Below are 17,281 nucleotides of genomic sequence, written 5' to 3'. Positions count from 1 at the left end.
GGGGATTTTTCCCCGTTGGGTTGCGCAGCAGCCCCAGCAGTTCGCTAATCGGGAGTGCTTGCGACTGCTGCGCAGTCGAACGGGGATAAATCCCCTCACCACAGGCCCGCTCCCACAGGGGCTGTGTTTGATGTACCTAAATCGGTGCTGGGTCGTTATCCTTTGCAATCACCGGGGCTCGCCCGTATCTTGCGGCGCTTGAGCGTGAACTGACACTTTTTGAGGTTGCCGTAATGAGTTTGACCGAAGCCCGTTTCCACGATCTGGTCGATGCCACCCAGCAATCGCTGGAGGATATTTTCGATGAGAGCGACCTGGATATCGACCTGGAGAGCTCGGCCGGTGTGCTCACCGTCAAGTTCGAAAACGGCAGCCAGTTGATCTTCAGCCGCCAGGAACCCCTGCGTCAGCTGTGGCTGGCGGCGGTGTCGGGTGGCTTCCACTTCGACTACGACGAAGAGAGCGAGCGCTGGATGTGCGACAAGAGCGAAGAGCAGCTCGGCGAGATGCTAGAGCGCATCGTCAAGCAACAGGCCGGCGCTGAATTCGATTTCGAAGGTCTGTGAGATCGTGACCCAGCCTGCCCCTGTTCGTCCGCCCAAGCCGCTTTACAGCAATGTCAGCCCGGCGGTGCCTTCGCCGTGCAGCGGCGTGTGTCGGCTGGATGAGCAGAAAGTCTGCCTGGGGTGTTTTCGCCATGTCGAAGACATCCGCGAATGGCGCTCGGCGGATGATGATCGCCGGCGTGTCATCTGTGCCCAGGCTATCCAGCGCAAAACCTTGGCCTGATACACAAACCTGTAGGAGCAGAGCTTGCTCGCGAAGGCGGCGTGTCAGTCGATACCCATATGGACTTACACACCGCCTTCGCGAGCAAGCTCTGCTCCTGCAGGTTTCATCGGCGTTACTGAAAATCGGGTCCGTCGCCCCCGGCTTGTATATTTTTTGAGCTGTGATAGTGTCCAGAAACGCCTCAACCCATCGAGGCTCGTGAAAACCCCGCCTTTTTCTGGCGGGGTTTTGCTTTTTCTGTGCAGAAGAAAGGAGTCTGCCTCTATCATGACCGCACCTTCCATCACCCTTACTCGTCTGGACGTTCAGCGTCTGGAACGCCTGATCGACAGCCTGGACGACACGCTGCCGGGCGTTATCGCGCTGCAAACCGAACTGGATCGCGCCGATACGCTGGTCGGTCACGATGAAGTGCCCGCCGATGTCGTGACCATGAATTCCCGTGTGCATTGCCGTGAAGAAAGCAGTGGCAAGGATTATCACCTGACCCTGGTCTATCCCAAGGATGCCAACGCCGACGAAGGCAAGATTTCCATTCTGGCGCCTGTCGGCAGTGCGCTGCTGGGCTTGAAGGTTGGCCAGCACATCGACTGGCCGGCACCCGGTGGCAAGACCCTGAAACTGACCCTGCTGGCAGTTGAATCGCAGCCTGCCCATGGCGGCGACTTCCCGGAATAACCCTCCTCAGACCAGCTCGAGCGCGTCGTTCAATGCGCGCTCCAGGTCAGCCTTGTAGCGCAAATACAGATTGCTTGAACTCTGACCATCACCGAGCAGGCCCGAGAGATCCAGGTCGGTGATGTAGCAGCGATAGCGTTCGGTCTCGCGGCGTTGCTCGACGATTTCCCGGGCAACCACGCTGAACAGTTGCTCGCCATGCTCCAGCTCTGAAAACTCCCGCTGATTGCAATACAACGTGACTTGCACTTCGCCCGGTGCGGCTTTACCGACGATCGCCTGCACGTCGTAGAACGGTTTGTTGACCGGGGTTCGCGGCGCGCTACGGGCTTCGACCCGACGGGCTCGCCCAGGGCCGGATGGCAACAGTTGGTAATACAACGTTTCCAGACTCTGTGGCTGGGCAGCGTCCATCGGCAGCAAGGCATCGCGCCGGTACTGGATCGATTGCAGGAAGCGTTGCAACGGCACCAGCAGGCTTTGTTCGTCGTGATAGGGCAAACGCTGCTGCCATAGGGCGTTGAATTCATCCATCACGTACAGATCGGCCTGGTCGTCGTGAACCCGGTAGAACACCTGAATGCAGTCTGGCTGGCCCATGGGCAGAATCAGTGCCAGGTCCTGATCTTCCAGCGCCATCGGGTCCAGGTGCAGCGGGCTGTAGCTCGCCAGCTCTTCGCCCAGGTAGTCGAACAGCGCCGGGAGGGTGGCGAGGGCGACGTGATTGACCTGCCCCGGCACCAGTTCCAGCACGTGGTAATGCTGCTGAACCTGAATCAGGTAGCGGTGATTGAGTCTGCTCAGCAGCAGGTTCTGCGCGGTGTCGATCACTTCTTCAACCCGCTGCGCGATAAATTGCGCGCGGTTATGGCAGAAGCAACGCACGCGCAATTTGGGCTGTCGCGGCCCGTTCGGCAGGTTGTTCAGGTAATCGCGCAGACAGTCGAGCAGGGCGTGAGGGCCGTCGAAGCGATTGACCAGCACTTCGTTCCAGCTGTTGAGCGTGACCTGATCGAGGGTCAGTACCAGATTTTCCCGGACTCCGGCGTAACTCAGGGAGTCGGTGCGCTCGGTGGTCATCAAAATGTTCAGGTCGCGGTGATGCTTGAGCGGATCGACACCGACGTTCACCAGAATCAGCACTTCACTCGGCACGCTGGCGCGCAGCAACGGTTCTTCGGCGACGGTGGTCAATGGCAGGGCGATGCTTTGTTGCAGGCTGCCGAGCAGGTTGAACAGTTCGAACTCGCTCAGGTCACTCTCGCCGGGATGCAAGGCCAGACGGGTGCTGCTGTCGATGACGCCGTTGCGATGGCACCAGGTCAGCAGTTCCAGCAATTGCCGGCTGCGCTTGATCGGCGCGAAGTGCTCCCACTCCAGCGCCGTCAGGCTGCCGTTGTACAAGCCCCACTGGGTTTGCCCGGATTCTTTCTTGTTGGGCGCATGCACCAGGGTCAGGGTGTCTTCGGCCAGATCCGGGGCAATGCCCGGGTTGATGAACTCGACCTTGTCCGCCTTACGCTCGAACGCCGCATACAAGCGTCGTCCCAGCACGTTGAGATCGCGCTTGTTGATCAGGCTGACGGTCTGTTCGCTGCGGGCGAACTCGGTCAGGAAGCGGTAGCTGTAATTCAGCTCGTTGACCAACGCCCGGCGCTCAGAGCTGACCTGGCGGACTTTCCACTGACTGCGGCTGTCGAGCAGGGCCAGTTGACGATGGTCCCAGTGCCATTCGTGGGTCAGGCGCTCAAGCAACGAGCGCTGCCAGCTCTGGGTGCGACTGTTGCTGCCGGTGAGTTTGCGATTGACCTTCAGGTACAGCGCGCGCCGTACCAGCTCCAGACGCTCCGGTTCGCCGCGCGCGGTGAGGTATTCCTCAATGCGCCGATAAACCACGACGTAAGGATCCAGTTCGTCGAGGTCGAGCCGATTGGCAAATACGGCTTGTTTGAAACGCAAACTCAGGCACTGAACCCTGGGGTGTTCGCTGGCGTAGACCTCGATCAGCAGCAGTTTGAGTACCGACTTGTAGGGGGACTCGATGCCCTTGAACAGCTGCCAGAGTCCGGCACCGATGAATTCGCCGGGCGGGATGTACGCCATGTGGCCCAGATCAAGGGTTTCGTCAGCGCGAATGAAGCGTTTGGACAGCAACGCGTGGGTGTAGCGGTCGTAGGCGGCCTCTTCGTAAACCGGCACCAGCCACCAGATCGGCGTGCGCCCGGCCAGCCAGATGGCGGTGCGATAGAACTCATCCAGCAGCAGATAATGCTGGGTGGTGCCGCAGTCTTCCGAACTCAGTTGATTGTCCCGTTCGCCGAGCACGAAGCGCGCCGGGTCGATCAGGAAAAAATGTGCCTCGGCGCCTTGGCTCGCGGCCCAGGTTTCCAGCAACTGGCACTTTTTACGCAGCTCGTTGAGTTCGCTTTCGCTCAAGTCCGGTGCGTGACAGACCCAGACATCCATGTCGCTCTGATCGGCCTGAGCGAGGGTGCCGAGGCTGCCCATCAGGAACAGGCCGTGAATCGGTCGCGGCGGATTGCTGCCGTGGCGCGGCTTATAGGAAAACGATCGGGTCAGGCGTTGGGCTTCGGCGAGGGCATTGGCGTCAGGCTCGAAGTTCGATAGCCCGGCGGGCGTGCTGCCCGAGACATAACCCGGCAACAACGGATGATTGACGTGGAAAAACAGCGGCAGCAGGGTCAACACCCCTTGCTGGCGGGTCGACAGCCCTTCCATGGCGCGGGCCATGCGGCCCTCGTTGAGTTTCAAAAAGCGTGCGCGCAGCTGGCTGAGAACCTTGCGGTCGATCCCCTCGTCCAGATCAGGGCGGATTTCATGGGTGCGGGTCATGTCAGCTCAAACCGGCTCGCGGGGCTCGGACGTCGAAGGTCTCAGAATGAAGGGCAGTTTAGCGTCTTGGTCGCGGGACGTTTAAGCGGATTTTGTTTTTTGACGTCAGATTTCTATCGCTGTGCAACGAAGTGTGCCCGCGGAAATCCCGTAGCAGGGGTTTCCGTGGGCGATGCGGTGATGCTCAGGCGGTTTCCTGGACGCTCAGAATGGTCAGGACGGTTTGTATATTTTGCGCGGCGTCACGACCCAGGCTGGTCAGATAGCCGCCATCGGGCTGGTCGATCAGTTCTTTTTCGTACAGGCGTTGAGCGGCAGCAATGGCTTTCGGGGCAGCGGTCTGATGAATTTTCAAACCTTCCTGGGAACTGTCCAGGTTGAAGAGTGCGAGGATTTCCAGTTCGGCAACCAACTCAGGGGTAAGCGACATAAGGACTCCAGACTTTCTAGGAATTGGACGACAGCGCCCCTAAGGTGATCCCACTCGTGCGGCATGTCCAGTGCCCGCGACAGGGTTTTTTCACCATGGGAAGCATTACCCGGCGGGTGGTGCGGCAGCGGGGTGCGTACCAGTGTAGTCAGGGGCTGGGGGAAGGCAGGAATGATGGGTGACAAATTGTGTGGGGCGTTTGCTGAGCGGGTTTTGTGGCGAGGGGATTTATCGGAATGCCGCACCGCCCCGTTGGGGCGCGCAGAGGACCTAAAACCAGTGATCGCGGTATTTCTAATAAACCGCGTTCATAGGTTTTGCGACTGCTGCGCAGCCGAACGGGGCGGTGCGACGTTTCGATAAATCCCCTAGCCACAGGAGCGCTCGCCACAGGTGTCGGGTTACTTCTTTTCGGGCGGCAACTCTGGCAGGGCGCGCAATGCCGTTTCATACCATTCGGTGTTGAACGCGCGGTCTTCTTCGAGGATCGCGTCGATTTCCACCGCTAATACATGAGCCATCAGGTTGAGGATTTCCTCACGCTCGTAACCCACCAGGGTCAGCTTGTTGAAGGTCGCCTTGGCCGCTGGCGGGTTATCGCTTTCGATCTGGTTCTCGATCGCTTCGATCAGCGTCGTTTCGGTGAACTCTTCTTCGTCGTTGTCGATATCGTTTGGCTCGCTCATGGCAGGCTCCTCAAGGAAAGGCGGCCAGTTTACCTGCATTCAGCGCCGTGATGCTGCTGGCAAGAAATGCCCTGAAGTTCTATAACTGGCGCAGCCAACCCCGCACGGCCTCGGAGGCTTTGTAATGCTCAAGCTTTATGGTTTTTCCGTCAGTAACTACTACAACATGGTGAAACTGGCGTTGCTGGAGAAAGGACTGCCGTTCGAAGAAGTGCCGTTTTATGCGGGCACGAGCCCCGAGGCATTGGCAATCAGTCCGCGCGGCAAGGTCCCGGTGCTGGGTGTCGAGCAAGGTTTCGTCAATGAAACCGCGGTGATTCTCGAATACATCGAGCAGAGCCAGAAAGGTACGTCGCTGTTGCCGAGCGACCCTTTCGAGAGGGCGCAGGTCCTGGCGCTGGCCAAGGAAATCGAGCTGTACATCGAGTTGCCGGGGCGCGCCTGTTACGGCGAAGCATTCTTCGGCATGAAGGTGCCGGACGCGATCAAGGACAAGACCAAGGCCGAGCTGCTGCTGGGTTTTGCCTCGCTTGGACGGCACGGCAAGTTTGCCCCTTATGTCGCGGGCGACAGCCTGAGCATTGCGGATCTGTATTTCCTGTACAGCGTGCCGCTGGCCTGTGCGGTAGCGAAGAAGCTGTTCGATCTGGATTTGTTGGCTGAGATGTCAGCGGCCAAGGCACTGCTTGAGCGTTTGGAGCAGAACCCGAACGTGCAGCGGATTGCGGCGGACAAGGAAGCGGCGATGCCAGCGTTCATGGCGATGGTCGCGTCCAAGAAATAGATTTGTAGCGTCCTTCAGGTCGCTTTCGCGAGCAAGCCCGCTCCCACACTGGATTGATGGTGAACACATACTTTGTGAACACCAGCGACCCAGTGTGGGAGCGGGCTTGCTCGCGAAGCTTTTGGCGGCTTAACGGCTGGCGAGCAACGCCTGACCGCGAGCCACAGCCTTCTTGACCTGCGCCGGCGCAGTCCCGCCGATATGGTCACGGGCGTTCACCGAACCTTCCAGGGTCAGCACGGCGAACACGTCCTGATCGATCTGATCGCTGAATTTACGCAGCTCTTCCAGGCTCATCTCTGCCAGGTCCTTGCCGCTTTCCACGCCGTACTTCACGGCATGGCCAACGATTTCGTGGCAGTCACGGAACGGCAGGCCACGACGCACCAGATAGTCAGCCAGGTCGGTGGCGGTGGAGAAACCGCGCAGGGCCGCTTCGCGCATCATCGCGTGCTTGGGCTTGATCGCCGGGATCATGTCGGCGAAGGCTCGCAGTGAATCGCGCAAGGTGTCGGCGGCGTCGAACAGCGGCTCTTTATCTTCCTGGTTGTCCTTGTTGTAGGCCAGCGGCTGGCCTTTCATCAGGGTCAGCAGGCCCATCAGCGCGCCGAAGACACGGCCGGTCTTGCCACGCACCAGCTCTGGCACGTCCGGGTTTTTCTTTTGCGGCATGATCGAGCTGCCAGTGCAGAAACGGTCCGGCAGATCGATGAACTGGAACTGCGCGCTGGTCCACAGCACCAGCTCTTCGGAGAAACGCGACAAGTGCATCATCGCGATGCTCGCGGCCGAGCAGAACTCGATAGCGAAGTCACGATCGGACACGTTGTCCAGCGAGTTGCCGCCCACGGCATCGAAGCCCAGCAGTTGTGCGGTGTACTCGCGGTCGATCGGGTAAGTGGTGCCCGCCAGCGCGGCGCTGCCCAGGGGCATGCGGTTAGTGCGCTTGCGGCAGTCGACCAGACGCTCGTAGTCGCGGCTGAGCATCTCGAACCAGGCCAGCATGTGGTGACCGAACGTCACCGGCTGCGCGGTCTGCAGGTGGGTGAAGCCCGGCATGATGCTGCCGGCTTCGCGCTCGGCCTGTTCCAGCAAGCCTTTTTGCAGGCGGGTGATTTCCGCCAGGATCAGGTCGATCTCGTCACGCAGCCACAGACGGATGTCGGTGGCGACCTGGTCGTTACGGCTACGGCCGGTGTGCAGCTTTTTACCGGTCACGCCGATGCGGTCGGTCAGGCGCGCCTCAATGTTCATGTGCACGTCTTCGAGGTCGATGCGCCAGTCGAACTGGCCGGCCTCGATTTCACCCTGGATGGTCTTCAGGCCATCGGTGATGCTGTCGCGCTCGGCATCGGTCAGCACGCCGACCTTGGCCAGCATGGTGGCGTGGGCGATCGAGCCCATGATGTCGTGGCGATACAGGCGCTGGTCGAAGGTGACGGAGGCGGTGAAGCGGGCGACGAAGGCGTCGACGGGTTCACTGAAGCGGCCGCCCCAGGACTGATTGGTCTTGTCAGTGCTCATGAATTCGCTCGTATCGGCTGAAGAAAGATGGCGTTGAAAGCTGTCGCGGATAATAACAGGGTTGCCAATCCTGTCGCTGACACTGGTCGACACGTTTTTTTCTCATGTCCCGGCCTATGCTCGAAGCCAGCCTGGCCTGAAATGCGCAACGATATTTTTCAATTGAGTAATAACGTCCCGGCAACCGTCTACAGTTGGACAGTAGGATCAGCGCACTTTCTCGGCGCTGCAGCGGACTATAAGAAGAGGGGGTGTTCATATTGTGTATCAGCAAACCCTACGGCGATGCCTCGCCAACCGCCGATTGCCCGGCAAATAAAAATTTAGCGGTCGGACGGGCGGCACTTTTTGGCCCTCGCGCTAGTCTTAGCGTGGATCGCGGTGACGGACGTCACTCCACTTGTCTACGCTATCCTTGTGCGAGACTCACGCAGGAATCCAGCGCAATATGAATGTCCTGATCGTTGATGACGAACCCCTTGCCCGCGAGCGCCTGAGCCGAATGGTCGGCGAACTCGAGGGATACAGTGTCCTGGAGCCCAGCGCCACGAACGGCGAAGAAGCGTTGGCACTGATCGACAGCCACAAGCCGGATATCGTGTTGCTCGATATCCGCATGCCAGGCCTCGACGGCCTGCAAGTGGCTGCACGGTTATGCGAACGCGAAACCCCGCCAGCCGTGGTGTTTTGCACAGGGCCCGATGAATTTGCCGTGGAAGCCTTACAGGCCAGCGCCGTAGGCTATCTGGTGAAACCTGTGCGTACAGAACAATTGCATGAAGCGTTGAAAAAAGCCGAGCGGCCCAATCGTGTCCAGCTTGCGGCTTTGACCCGTCCCGCCGCCGAGACCGGCAGCGGCCCGCGCAGCCATATCAGTGCGCGTACCCGTAAAGGTATTGAACTGATCCCGTTGGGTCAGGTGGTCTACTTTATCGCCGACCATAAATACGTGACCTTGCGCCATGAAGGCGGCGAAGTGCTGCTGGATGAACCGCTCAAGGCTCTTGAAGATGAATTCGGCGACCGATTCGTGCGCATCCACCGCAACGCCCTGGTCGCCCGCGAACGCATCGAGCGCCTGCAACGCACGCCTCTGGGACATTTTCAGCTGTTCCTCAAGGGCCTGAACGGCGATGCCCTGATCGTCAGCCGGCGGCATGTGGCGGGTGTGCGCAAAATGATGCAACAGCTTTAATTCGCTATCCGCAGGCGAATTTCTCACCCGATTGCCGGACATCCGGGGCCAGGGAGGCCAGGCAATACCTGATACAAGTCAAAGTGGAATTGACTGAGCTGTTATTATCCGCCGTATCTATTCAGTACGGATTGATCCATGTCCTCTCGCGAAATCCGCATCGCCACCCGCAAAAGTGCTCTCGCCCTGTGGCAGGCCGAATACGTCAAAGCCCGTCTTGAAGCGGCCCATCCGGGTCTGCTCGTGACGCTGGTACCCATGGTCAGTCGGGGCGACAAGCTGCTGGACTCACCGCTGTCGAAAATCGGCGGCAAGGGTTTGTTCGTCAAGGAGCTGGAAACCGCGCTGCTGGAAAACGAAGCCGACATCGCCGTGCATTCGATGAAAGACGTGCCGATGGACTTCCCCGAAGGTCTCGGCCTGTTCTGCATCTGCGAGCGAGAAGACCCGCGTGATGCATTCGTCTCCAATACCTACGCCAGCTTGGATGAACTGCCGCAAGGCAGCATCGTCGGCACCTCCAGCCTGCGCCGTCAGGCCCAGTTGTTGACCCGCCGTCCAGACCTGGAAATCCGCTTCCTGCGCGGCAACGTCAACACGCGGCTGGCCAAGCTGGATGCCGGCGAATACGACGCTATCATCCTCGCGGCCGCCGGCCTGATTCGTCTTGGCTTTGAAGATCGAATCACTTCAGCCATCAGCGTCGACGACAGTCTGCCGGCCGGTGGCCAGGGTGCGGTCGGTATCGAATGCCGCACCGCCGACACTGAAATCCACGCCTTGCTGGCACCGCTACACCATCAGGACACCGCCACCCGTGTCACTGCCGAACGTGCGCTCAACAAACATTTGAATGGCGGATGCCAAGTGCCGATCGCCTGTTACGCCGTGCTCGAAGGCGAGCAGATCTGGTTACGCGGTCTGGTGGGCGATCCGAGCGGCGGCCTGCTGCTCAGCGCCGAGGCCCGTGCGCCGCGCAGCGATGCCGAAGCCCTGGGTGTGCAAGTGGCCGAAGACCTGCTGAACCAGGGCGCCAATGACATTCTGAAAGCAGTCTACGGCGAGGCAGGTCACGAGTGACGGGCTGGCGCCTGCTGCTGACGCGTCCCGCAGATGAGTCGGCGGCGCTGAGCGAGGTTTTGGCTGAAGCGGGGATTTTCAGCAGCAGCTTGCCGCTTTTGGAAATTGAACCGATCCCGGCCTCTGACACAATGCGCGAGGTGATTCAGCATCTGGATCGGTACTGCGCGGTGATTGTGGTCAGCAAGCCGGCCGCCAGAATCGCGGTGGATCTGGTCAGTCAGTATTGGCCGCAACCTCCGCGCCTGAAGTGGTTCAGCGTGGGCGCCGCGACCGCGCAGATTCTTGATGATCACGGGTTGGACGTGAGTTTTCCGGCCGAGGGTGACGACAGCGAAGCCTTGCTGGAACTTGCGTCGTTGCGTGAGGCTGTCGCACGGCCTGATCCGCGGGTGTTGATCATGCGGGGAGAGGGCGGGCGCGAGTTGCTCGCTGAGCGTTTGCGCGAGCTTGGTGCTAGTGTCGACTATCTGGAGCTGTACCGCCGCGATCTGCCGCAATACCCGCCAGCAGCACTGCCAGAGCGGATCAAGGCGGAACGCTTGAACGGGCTGGTGGTCAGCAGTGGACAGGGTTTTGAGCACCTGCATCAATTGGCCGGCGCTGCCTGGCCGCAATTGGCGCGGTTGCCGTTGTTTGTTCCAAGCCCCAGGGTCGCCGAGCTGGCAAGTGCCGCCGGGGCCCAAACAGTTGTGGATTGTCGTGGCGCCAGTGCCGCGGCTTTGCTGACGGCGTTACGGGAGCATCCCGAACCCGTTCTCTAATGCAAAGGATGGATACGTGAACGAAACAGCCTTGCCTAAAGATGACGTGAAGCCAGTGCTTGATGCGCCGGTTGAAGCTCCGGTTGAAACTGCGCCACCTGCTGCCGAGCAGCGCCGAGGCAATGGGCTGGCGATAGTCGCGTTGCTGTTGGGCGCCGCCGGTGTGGCGGTGGGCGGTTGGGGCGTCTGGCAGGTGCGTCACCTGCAAGCCAATACGCAGCAGCAGTTGAGCCAGGTACAGGCGTTGAACGATCAGGCGCAAAGTCTGAAGCTCAACGAACAGCGCCTGAGTGCGCGCCTTGAGCAAATGCCCGCTGCTGAAGAGCTGGATGCTCGCAGCCGTCTGGTGATTCAACTGCAAGGCGATCAGCAGCGTTTGAATCAACGTCTGGAAACCGTCCTCGGCGCGAGCCGCAAGGACTGGCGTCTGGCCGAAGCCGAACACTTGCTGCGTCTGGCCAGCCTGCGGCTTTCGGCGTTGCAGGACATCAACAGCGCCCAGGCGCTGGTGCAGGGCGCCGACGAAATTCTTCGCGAACAGAACGATCCGGGTTCCTTTGCCGCTCGCGAACAAGTGGCGAAAACCCTGGTCGCCTTGCGCAGCACTGAGCAGCCGGATCGCACCGGTCTTTTCCTGCGACTGGGTGCGCTGCGCGATCAAGTGATCAGCCTCACCGAGCTCGCTCCCGAGTACAAGGACCGTGGCGAATCCCTGCTGGGCCTGACCGCCGATGGCGACGGCGCCAGTCGCTGGGCGCAATGGTGGGATCAGATCTCGCGTTACATCCGCATCGATTTCAACGCCGACAAAAATGTACGTCCGTTGCTGGCAGGGCAGAGCCTGAGCCAGGTGCGTCTGGCCCTGAGCCTGGCGCTGGAACAGGCGCAATGGGCGGCACTCAACGGTCAGGCCGCGGTTTACACCCAGGCGCTGGCCGAGGCGCGGGACGTGCTCAAAGGCAACTTCAATCCGGACAATCCGCAGAGCAAAGTGATGCTTGAGCAGGTCGGCGAGCTGAGCAAGCAGCCGGTCACTGTCGTCACGCCGGACCTGACCGGCACGCTGAGCGCGGTTCAGGGTTATCTCGAGCGTCGTAACGTCAACGCCGAGGACTCGATCAAACCCATGGCCAAGCCTGCCGCAAGCACCCTGCCGGAGGCCACGCCATGAAGCGACTCTATGTGATCGTGTTTTTGGCCATCGCCGCTGCCGCCGCTTTGGGGTTGGCGATTGCCGAGCATTCTGGCTACGTGCTGATCGCTTACAAGAGCTTCCGTTTCGAATCGAGCCTGTGGGCAACCCTGGCCCTGGTGGCGGTGTTGTGGCTGGTGTTCTGGGGTATCAAGGCACTGGTCGAATTGGTCACGACCTCCAGTGGCGTGGTCAATCCCTGGTCGCGGCGCAATCGCAGTCGCCGGGTGCAAGTGGCGATTGAGCACGGTCAGCTGGACCTGGCCGAAGGTCGCTGGGCGAGTGCGCAGCGTCATTTGCATCGCGCCGCCGAAGCCGAGCGCCAGCCGCTGCTTTACTACCTCGGCGCTGCTCGCGCCGCGAACGAGCAAGGCCACTACGAGGAAAGCGACAACTTGCTGGAGCGTGCACTGGAGCGCCAGCCCCAGGCCGAGTTGGCGATCGCCTTGAGCCACGCTCAACTGCAGACCGATCGCGGCGACACCGACGGCGCCCTGGTGACCTTGCAGGCGATGCATGAGCGTCACCCTCATAACGTCCAGACCTTGCGCCAGTTGCAGCGTTTGCATCAACAGCGCGGTGACTGGTCGGCGGTGATTCGCCTGCTGCCGGAGCTGCGCAAGGACAAGGTCCTGCCACCGGCCGAGCTGGCAGAACTGGAGCGCCGGGCCTGGGGGGAAAACCTGTCCCTGGCCGCGCACCAGGAAGAAGACGGAACCGTCGGATTGCAATCGCTCAACCGCGCCTGGCAGCAACTCACCTCGGCTCAGCGCCAGGAACCGCAACTGGTGTTGGCGTATGCCGAGCAGCTTCGGCAAATCGGCGCCCAGGTCGAGGCCGAAGAGGTGCTGCGAACGGCGCTCAAGCGCAACTACGACAGCCATCTGGCGCGCCTTTACGGACTGGTTCGCGGCAGTGATCCGGCCCGACAGCTACAGACCGCCGAGGGCTGGCTGAAGAACCATCCGACCGACCCGAGCCTGTTGCTGACCCTGGGTCGTCTATGTTTGCAAAACAGTCTGTGGGGTAAGGCCCGGGATTATCTGGAGAGCAGCCTGCGCGTGCAGCGCAATCCGGAAGCCTGCGCGGAGCTGGCGCGATTGCTGGCGCAACTGGGCGACACCGAGCGCAGTAACCAGCTGTTCCAGGAAGGCCTTGGTCTCCTGGATGAACGTTTGTTGGCGGCGCCGTTGCCGGTGCCGGCAACCGTCTAAACGTTAACGGCTGGTGAGACCTGTGGCGAGGGAGCTTGCTCCCGCCGGGTTGCAAAGCAACCTCTTGATTTGCGACTGCTGCGCAATCGAACGGGAGCAAGCTCCCTCGCCACAAAGACGTTAATTCTTACAGTCGTGGTCAGTTGGTGACAAATTCCTACAGACGACTACATCTGATCCTCTCGACTCTGTCGGGAATTCCCTACACTTCTGTTGAAGTGTCTCTGCCGACCTGTCTTGTAAGGCTGGCGCGCTTTCCTCTACCGTAACCACTTGTCTCTACTGGTACGGAAAAGCCATGTCGTTGGCCTGCTCACGCTCCTTGTTTTTCATGGTTTTCGTTGCCGGCGCCCTGGCCTTGGGCGTGTCCTATTACCTGGAATATGCGGTAGGCCTCCAGCCGTGCGGCATGTGCGAGCTGCAGCGGATGTGTCTGGCATTGTTCACGGGTGTCTGCCTGATGGCTTCGGTGCATGGTCCCGGCCGATTCGGTTCTTTCCTGTATTGGCTGCTGGGATTGCTGTGCAGCCTGGCGGGAACAGTCACAGCGTGGCGCCAGGTGTTGTTGCAAGGCGACCCGCTGCAACAGGTGTCCACGTGCTCGCCCCATATGGCCGATCTGTTCGCCAGCAACCCTTGGGCGTACGTTGTGCAGCAAATGTTCAACGGCACGGCCGACTGCACAAGGATCTCATGGACGCTGTTCGACCTGAGCCTGCCGGAGTGGAGCCTGTTGTTCTTTGTCGCGATGACAACTCTCGGTGTTCAGCAGCTGCTGCGCGTTGTCTGGATCGCCTGTCGGCGACCGCTCAGCGGCGAGTCGTCGCACCCTGCGCTGGCGGGCGATTAAACACTTGTATGAACTTTATCTCCTGCGTACCTTGAAGCCACCGTCGCGCGGGCATAATCTGGCCCGCACGTGTCATTGGAATTATGTTGCTCGAATGACGCTCTGCCTGGCCGATCCTTGATCTTCAAGTGTGCGACAGGTGTAGGGCAGCATGACCCACAAGGGAAGAGAGATCACCATGCTCGAAAGTTGTCAGAATGCTCAGGAACGCTGGGGTGGAGTGCATCTGCTGATCGATCGCTGGTTGCAGGAGCGTCACGAACTGGTTCGGGCCTATGATGCTCTCGGCGCCAAGCCTGAGGCTCTGGGGGAGAATCGCAAGCCATTGCAGGAATTCTGCGGCGTGCTGGTCGATTACGTATCTGCGGGGCACTTCGAAATCTACGAACAGCTGACGGGCGAAGCCAAGGCATTTGGCGACACTCGCGGTCTCGAATTGGCCGAGACGATCTACCCGCGTATCGACGTCATCACCGAGAAGCTGCTCGCGTTCAACGACCTGTGCGATGCAGGCAAGTGCGTGGCAGAGAAATTCAAGGAGCTGGGTGGCCTGTTGCACGAACGCTTCGAACTGGAAGACTGCCTGATCGAAGTGCTGCACACCGCTCACAAGGAAGAGGATTCGGTTCAAGCCTGAACCCCATCCTGCAACACCCTCAAAAAAAACGGTGCGCTTATGCGCGCCGTTTTTCGTTTGCGCTGTTCAGCCGGTGGCGCCGCGCAATTCGACTTCGAACACCAGTGGCGTGAATGGCTCGATCAAGTCGCCGGCACCGTCGGCGCCATAGGCCTGCGCCGATGGAATCACCAGCCGCCACTTCGCACCGACCGGCATGTTTTGCAGAGCGCTGCGCCACCCACTGATCACACTGTCGAGACTGAACCACTGCGGCTGAGTGTTCTGATCGAACACGGTGCCGTCGGGAAGGCGACCGATGTACAGGACCTGGACCTTGCCATTCGGACCGGCTTTCGCACCGGTGCCAGGCACCAGCTCCGTCAGCAACACACCATCGGCCAGTTCACGAACCCCGGGTCTGGCTTTTTCCCCCGCGAGAAAACGTTTCTCTTTTTCGAGGGCGACTTCGCTCTGCGGTGCGCTCTGTTGCAAGGCAACCTGCGCTTCATGCTCGGCCAGAATCTGTTCGATCTGCTCATCTTTCAGGGCCAGCGGCTTGCCTCGATAGGCTTGCTGCAACCCTTCGACCAATGCCTGAAGTTGCAGATCGGGAACCTCCTGACGCAGACGTTCACCGAGGCTTGCGCCCAGGCTGTACGCGAGATCGTGAGCTTCATTTTCCGTGGTTTTTTCGGCGGCCTGGGCCACGGAAAAAAATACGCACAGCGATAAAAAAAGGTAGCGCGACATCGGCACTCTCCGACCTGAGATGCGGCAGATTATGCCAGTGTGAATGCGTGCGACAGTGAACTTGTTTTACGCAAGCCAGGAAGATTTTCGATTCGTTGCAACGCAGCGCTTTCGATACTGTCAACATGCCCTAGCGGCGGTAGCAGCAGAGGTCTAGTATGAGCCGCACCCACGTCAGCCAGGAGGTAAACCATGTCGGCCACCAAGAAGCCTGTAAATACCCCGTTGCACTTACTCCAACAACTCTCGGGCAGCCTGCTCGAGCATTTGGAAACCGCTTGTTCCCAAGCCTTGGCTGATGCTGAAAAACTGCTCGCCAAACTGGAAAAACAGCGCGGAAAAGCGCAGGAGAAATTGCACAAATCCCGTACCAAATTGCAGGATGCTGCGGCGGCCGGCAAGGCCAAGGCACAAGCCAAGGCGAAGGACGGAGTGAAGCAACTCGAAGACTTGCTCGACTCCCTCAAGGATCGCCAGTCCGAGACCCGTACCTACATTCTGCAACTCAAGCGCGATGCTCAAGAAAGCCTGAAACTGGCCCAGGGCGTCGGTCGTGTACAAGAGGCTGTCGGCAAGGCGTTGTCCCTGCGTTCGGCTAAGCCTGCTGCGGCCCCGGCCAAGAAAGCCGCTGCCAAACCGGCTGCTGCAAAAGCATCGGCCAAGCCTGCTGCCAAGGCTCCGGTGAAAGCCGCAGCTAAACCTGCTGCGAAAAAACCGGTCGCTGCCAGCGCTGCGAAACCGGCTGCGAAAACAGCCGCTGCCAAACCTGCCGCCAAGCCAGCCGCTGCGAAAACAGCCGCCGCTAAACCGGCAGCAAGAACCGCTGCTGCGAAACCTGCTGCGGCGAAAACTGCGGCCGCTAAGCCGGCTGCAAAAACCGCTGCTGCCAAGCCTGCTGCGGCGAAAACTGCGGCCGCTAAGCCAGCAGCAAGAACCGCTGCTGCCAAGCCTGCTGCGGCGAAAGCTGCGGCCGCTAAACCGGCTGCAAGAACCGCTGCTGCCAAACCTGCTGCGGCAAAAACTGCAGCTGCCAAACCAGCCGCTAAAACCGCCGCTGCGAAACCGGCTGCCAAGACTGTCGCAAAACCAGCCGCGGCAAAAATCGCTGCCAAGCCGGCCGCGAAACCAGCTGCTAAACCCGCTGCAAAAACTGCTGCTGCCAAGCCAGTCGCCGCCAAACCAGCGACAGCTGCAAAACCCGCTGCAGCCAAACCAGCCGTGAAAAAACCGGCCGCCGTTGCCAAGCCAACCCCGGCTCCTGCTGCCAAACCAGCGACGCCAGCGCCATCCGCGTCGGCCGCTCCTGCACCGGCGGCTTCCACCTCGACAGCCACCACGGCGCCAACGCCGGTCGCACCGTCGAGCACCAGCACCACCCCAACCAGCGCTTCCTAAGTGCCGGTTGCCGCGACGCGCAGCTGATGCAGCGCGTCGCGGTCCAGGTGGGCGGCACCCGCCGCCACACCTTCCAGCCAGGCCGATAAATCGGTCGCCTCATCCTGCGGCCAACTCTGCGCCGATCGCTCCAGTCGCAACAACAGATGCCGTTCGGCTTCCAGCTCCAGCGCTTTCACTTGTTCGCGTAACGCATTCAGTTCGGCATCTTCAGTCGCGATGATTTTCCATTGCATGCGCACATCACGCAGCGGTCGAACGACATCCGCGTCCCAGGGTTCGGCCACGTTGCGAAGCTGCTGCAATCGTTGCTCGTTGCAGGCGACTCCTCGCTGCCCCAGCCACAGCCCACACAACAACAGGCACACATTCACTCCCGCCGACTGCAAGGTCAGGCACGCGGCTTCAACGCCGGGACGGGCGTAAGTGCCAAGGGAAAAGCTCCACAGGTCAGAGGACATAGTGCTACTCGCGC

The 17,281-nt window shown here is 60.3% G+C and carries 18 protein-coding genes and 1 pseudogene; 13 read left to right on the top strand and 6 right to left on the bottom strand.

Features of this window, described 5'->3' with window-relative positions:
- The first annotated feature begins 233 nt into the window (after nucleotides 1-233).
- The 3 genes from cyaY to rnk all read left to right on the top strand — a co-directional run bounded on the left by cyaY (nucleotide 234) and on the right by rnk (nucleotide 1,470).
- On the top strand, nucleotides 234-566 hold the full coding sequence (cyaY, locus tag J2Y86_RS16925) for an iron donor protein CyaY (protein WP_017341439.1): 333 nt from the start codon (nucleotides 234-236) through the stop codon (nucleotides 564-566).
- A 4-nt stretch (nucleotides 567-570) separates the two neighbouring features.
- Nucleotides 571-789: a DUF1289 domain-containing protein gene (locus J2Y86_RS16920; protein ID WP_253433658.1), complete on the top strand. Its 219-nt coding sequence runs from the start codon at nucleotides 571-573 to the stop codon at nucleotides 787-789.
- Nucleotides 790-1,059: 270 nt separating this feature from the next.
- Nucleotides 1,060-1,470, top strand: coding sequence for a nucleoside diphosphate kinase regulator (rnk, locus tag J2Y86_RS16915; RefSeq protein WP_017341437.1), 411 nt, complete (start codon nucleotides 1,060-1,062; stop codon nucleotides 1,468-1,470).
- A 6-nt stretch (nucleotides 1,471-1,476) separates the two neighbouring features.
- Here rnk and J2Y86_RS16910 read toward each other — a convergent pair whose 3' ends face one another.
- From J2Y86_RS16910 to J2Y86_RS16900, 3 genes are all read right to left on the bottom strand, one after another.
- Nucleotides 1,477-4,323 carry a class I adenylate cyclase gene (locus J2Y86_RS16910; protein ID WP_253433655.1) on the bottom strand — a complete coding sequence of 949 codons (2,847 nt, stop codon included), beginning with the start codon at nucleotides 4,321-4,323 and terminating at the stop codon, nucleotides 1,477-1,479.
- 184 nt (nucleotides 4,324-4,507) lie between these two features.
- The gene (locus J2Y86_RS16905) at nucleotides 4,508-4,753 is read right to left on the bottom strand and encodes a TIGR02647 family protein (RefSeq protein WP_210641984.1); all 246 of its coding nucleotides are present in this window, start codon (nucleotides 4,751-4,753) and stop codon (nucleotides 4,508-4,510) included.
- Between the two features lie 401 nt (nucleotides 4,754-5,154).
- Nucleotides 5,155-5,439, bottom strand: coding sequence for a hypothetical protein (locus tag J2Y86_RS16900; RefSeq protein ID WP_038980785.1), 285 nt, complete (start codon nucleotides 5,437-5,439; stop codon nucleotides 5,155-5,157).
- Nucleotides 5,440-5,563: 124 nt separating this feature from the next.
- Here J2Y86_RS16900 and J2Y86_RS16895 point away from each other — a divergent pair, with 124 nt between their 5' ends.
- Nucleotides 5,564-6,223 (top strand): glutathione S-transferase family protein, encoded by a 660-nt coding sequence (locus J2Y86_RS16895; RefSeq protein ID WP_253433652.1) that lies wholly within the window; start codon nucleotides 5,564-5,566, stop codon nucleotides 6,221-6,223.
- Between the two features lie 129 nt (nucleotides 6,224-6,352).
- On the opposite strand, the gene argH is transcribed toward J2Y86_RS16895, so the two are convergent.
- On the bottom strand, nucleotides 6,353-7,747 hold the full coding sequence (gene argH, locus J2Y86_RS16890; protein WP_017341432.1) for an argininosuccinate lyase: 1,395 nt from the start codon (nucleotides 7,745-7,747) through the stop codon (nucleotides 6,353-6,355).
- Between the two features lie 242 nt (nucleotides 7,748-7,989).
- Between argH and J2Y86_RS30470 the strand changes: the two are divergent.
- The 8 genes and pseudogenes from J2Y86_RS30470 to J2Y86_RS16855 form a co-directional block, all read left to right on the top strand.
- Nucleotides 7,990-8,199: pseudogene (locus tag J2Y86_RS30470) on the top strand (sensor histidine kinase); the annotation flags it as partial.
- Nucleotides 8,196-8,942 carry a LytR/AlgR family response regulator transcription factor gene (locus J2Y86_RS16885; protein WP_017341431.1) on the top strand — a complete coding sequence of 249 codons (747 nt, stop codon included), beginning with the start codon at nucleotides 8,196-8,198 and terminating at the stop codon, nucleotides 8,940-8,942. The pseudogene J2Y86_RS30470 and the gene J2Y86_RS16885, both read left to right, overlap by 4 nt.
- Before the next feature lie 138 nt (nucleotides 8,943-9,080).
- Entirely contained in the window at nucleotides 9,081-10,022 is a 942-nt protein-coding gene (gene hemC, locus J2Y86_RS16880) for a hydroxymethylbilane synthase (protein ID WP_253433649.1), read from the top strand.
- A complete protein-coding gene (locus tag J2Y86_RS16875) occupies nucleotides 10,019-10,786 on the top strand; it encodes a uroporphyrinogen-III synthase (RefSeq protein WP_253433646.1) in 768 nt (255 codons plus the stop codon). The genes hemC and J2Y86_RS16875 overlap by 4 nt, the downstream gene beginning before the upstream one ends.
- 16 nt (nucleotides 10,787-10,802) lie before the next feature.
- Nucleotides 10,803-11,957: a uroporphyrinogen-III C-methyltransferase gene (locus tag J2Y86_RS16870; protein ID WP_253433642.1), complete on the top strand. Its 1,155-nt coding sequence runs from the start codon at nucleotides 10,803-10,805 to the stop codon at nucleotides 11,955-11,957.
- Complete coding sequence (locus J2Y86_RS16865) at nucleotides 11,954-13,192, top strand: heme biosynthesis protein HemY (protein ID WP_253433639.1); 1,239 nt, start codon at nucleotides 11,954-11,956, stop codon at nucleotides 13,190-13,192. The genes J2Y86_RS16870 and J2Y86_RS16865 overlap by 4 nt, the downstream gene beginning before the upstream one ends.
- 298 nt (nucleotides 13,193-13,490) lie before the next feature.
- Entirely contained in the window at nucleotides 13,491-14,042 is a 552-nt protein-coding gene (locus J2Y86_RS16860) for a disulfide bond formation protein B (protein ID WP_253433636.1), read from the top strand.
- A gap of 178 nt (nucleotides 14,043-14,220) precedes the next feature.
- Complete coding sequence (locus tag J2Y86_RS16855) at nucleotides 14,221-14,679, top strand: Rsd/AlgQ family anti-sigma factor (RefSeq protein WP_007899333.1); 459 nt, start codon at nucleotides 14,221-14,223, stop codon at nucleotides 14,677-14,679.
- 66 nt (nucleotides 14,680-14,745) lie between these two features.
- On the opposite strand, the gene J2Y86_RS16850 is transcribed toward J2Y86_RS16855, so the two are convergent.
- Nucleotides 14,746-15,411: an FKBP-type peptidyl-prolyl cis-trans isomerase gene (locus J2Y86_RS16850; RefSeq protein ID WP_253433633.1), complete on the bottom strand. Its 666-nt coding sequence runs from the start codon at nucleotides 15,409-15,411 to the stop codon at nucleotides 14,746-14,748.
- Nucleotides 15,412-15,603: 192 nt separating this feature from the next.
- Here J2Y86_RS16850 and J2Y86_RS16845 point away from each other — a divergent pair, with 192 nt between their 5' ends.
- The gene (locus J2Y86_RS16845; RefSeq protein WP_253433630.1) at nucleotides 15,604-16,806 is read left to right on the top strand and encodes an AlgP family protein; all 1,203 of its coding nucleotides are present in this window, start codon (nucleotides 15,604-15,606) and stop codon (nucleotides 16,804-16,806) included.
- On the opposite strand, the gene J2Y86_RS16840 is transcribed toward J2Y86_RS16845, so the two are convergent.
- On the bottom strand, nucleotides 16,803-17,267 hold the full coding sequence (locus tag J2Y86_RS16840; RefSeq protein ID WP_253433627.1) for a TIGR02444 family protein: 465 nt from the start codon (nucleotides 17,265-17,267) through the stop codon (nucleotides 16,803-16,805). The two genes, J2Y86_RS16845 and J2Y86_RS16840, sit on opposite strands and share 4 nt — an antisense overlap.
- Between the last annotated feature and the right edge of the window lie 14 nt (nucleotides 17,268-17,281).

Origin of the sequence: Pseudomonas migulae (genome assembly GCF_024169315.1) — a bacterium.
GTDB classification, from domain to species: Bacteria; Pseudomonadota; Gammaproteobacteria; order Pseudomonadales; family Pseudomonadaceae; genus Aquipseudomonas; species Aquipseudomonas migulae_B.
The sequence above is the reverse complement of the archived record's forward strand: the minus strand, read 5'-3'. Positions and strand labels throughout refer to the sequence as shown.

Bases quoted from the DNA above. Each gene is read 5' to 3' on its own strand.
- cyaY (WP_017341439.1), top strand. From the start codon at position 234: ATGAGTTTGACCGAAGCCCGTTTCCACGATCTGGTCGATGCCACCCAG.
- rnk (WP_017341437.1), top strand. From the start codon at position 1,060: ATGACCGCACCTTCCATCACCCTTACTCGTCTGGACGTTCAGCGTCTG.
- J2Y86_RS16910 (WP_253433655.1), bottom strand. From the start codon at position 4,323: ATGACCCGCACCCATGAAATCCGCCCTGATCTGGACGAGGGGATCGAC.
- J2Y86_RS16905 (WP_210641984.1), bottom strand. From the start codon at position 4,753: ATGTCGCTTACCCCTGAGTTGGTTGCCGAACTGGAAATCCTCGCACTC.
- J2Y86_RS16900 (WP_038980785.1), bottom strand. From the start codon at position 5,439: ATGAGCGAGCCAAACGATATCGACAACGACGAAGAAGAGTTCACCGAA.
- J2Y86_RS16895 (WP_253433652.1), top strand. From the start codon at position 5,564: ATGCTCAAGCTTTATGGTTTTTCCGTCAGTAACTACTACAACATGGTG.
- argH (WP_017341432.1), bottom strand. From the start codon at position 7,747: ATGAGCACTGACAAGACCAATCAGTCCTGGGGCGGCCGCTTCAGTGAA.
- J2Y86_RS16885 (WP_017341431.1), top strand. From the start codon at position 8,196: ATGAATGTCCTGATCGTTGATGACGAACCCCTTGCCCGCGAGCGCCTG.
- hemC (WP_253433649.1), top strand. From the start codon at position 9,081: ATGTCCTCTCGCGAAATCCGCATCGCCACCCGCAAAAGTGCTCTCGCC.
- J2Y86_RS16865 (WP_253433639.1), top strand. From the start codon at position 11,954: ATGAAGCGACTCTATGTGATCGTGTTTTTGGCCATCGCCGCTGCCGCC.
- J2Y86_RS16860 (WP_253433636.1), top strand. From the start codon at position 13,491: ATGTCGTTGGCCTGCTCACGCTCCTTGTTTTTCATGGTTTTCGTTGCC.
- J2Y86_RS16855 (WP_007899333.1), top strand. From the start codon at position 14,221: ATGCTCGAAAGTTGTCAGAATGCTCAGGAACGCTGGGGTGGAGTGCAT.
- J2Y86_RS16850 (WP_253433633.1), bottom strand. From the start codon at position 15,411: ATGTCGCGCTACCTTTTTTTATCGCTGTGCGTATTTTTTTCCGTGGCC.
- J2Y86_RS16845 (WP_253433630.1), top strand. From the start codon at position 15,604: ATGTCGGCCACCAAGAAGCCTGTAAATACCCCGTTGCACTTACTCCAA.
- J2Y86_RS16840 (WP_253433627.1), bottom strand. From the start codon at position 17,267: ATGTCCTCTGACCTGTGGAGCTTTTCCCTTGGCACTTACGCCCGTCCC.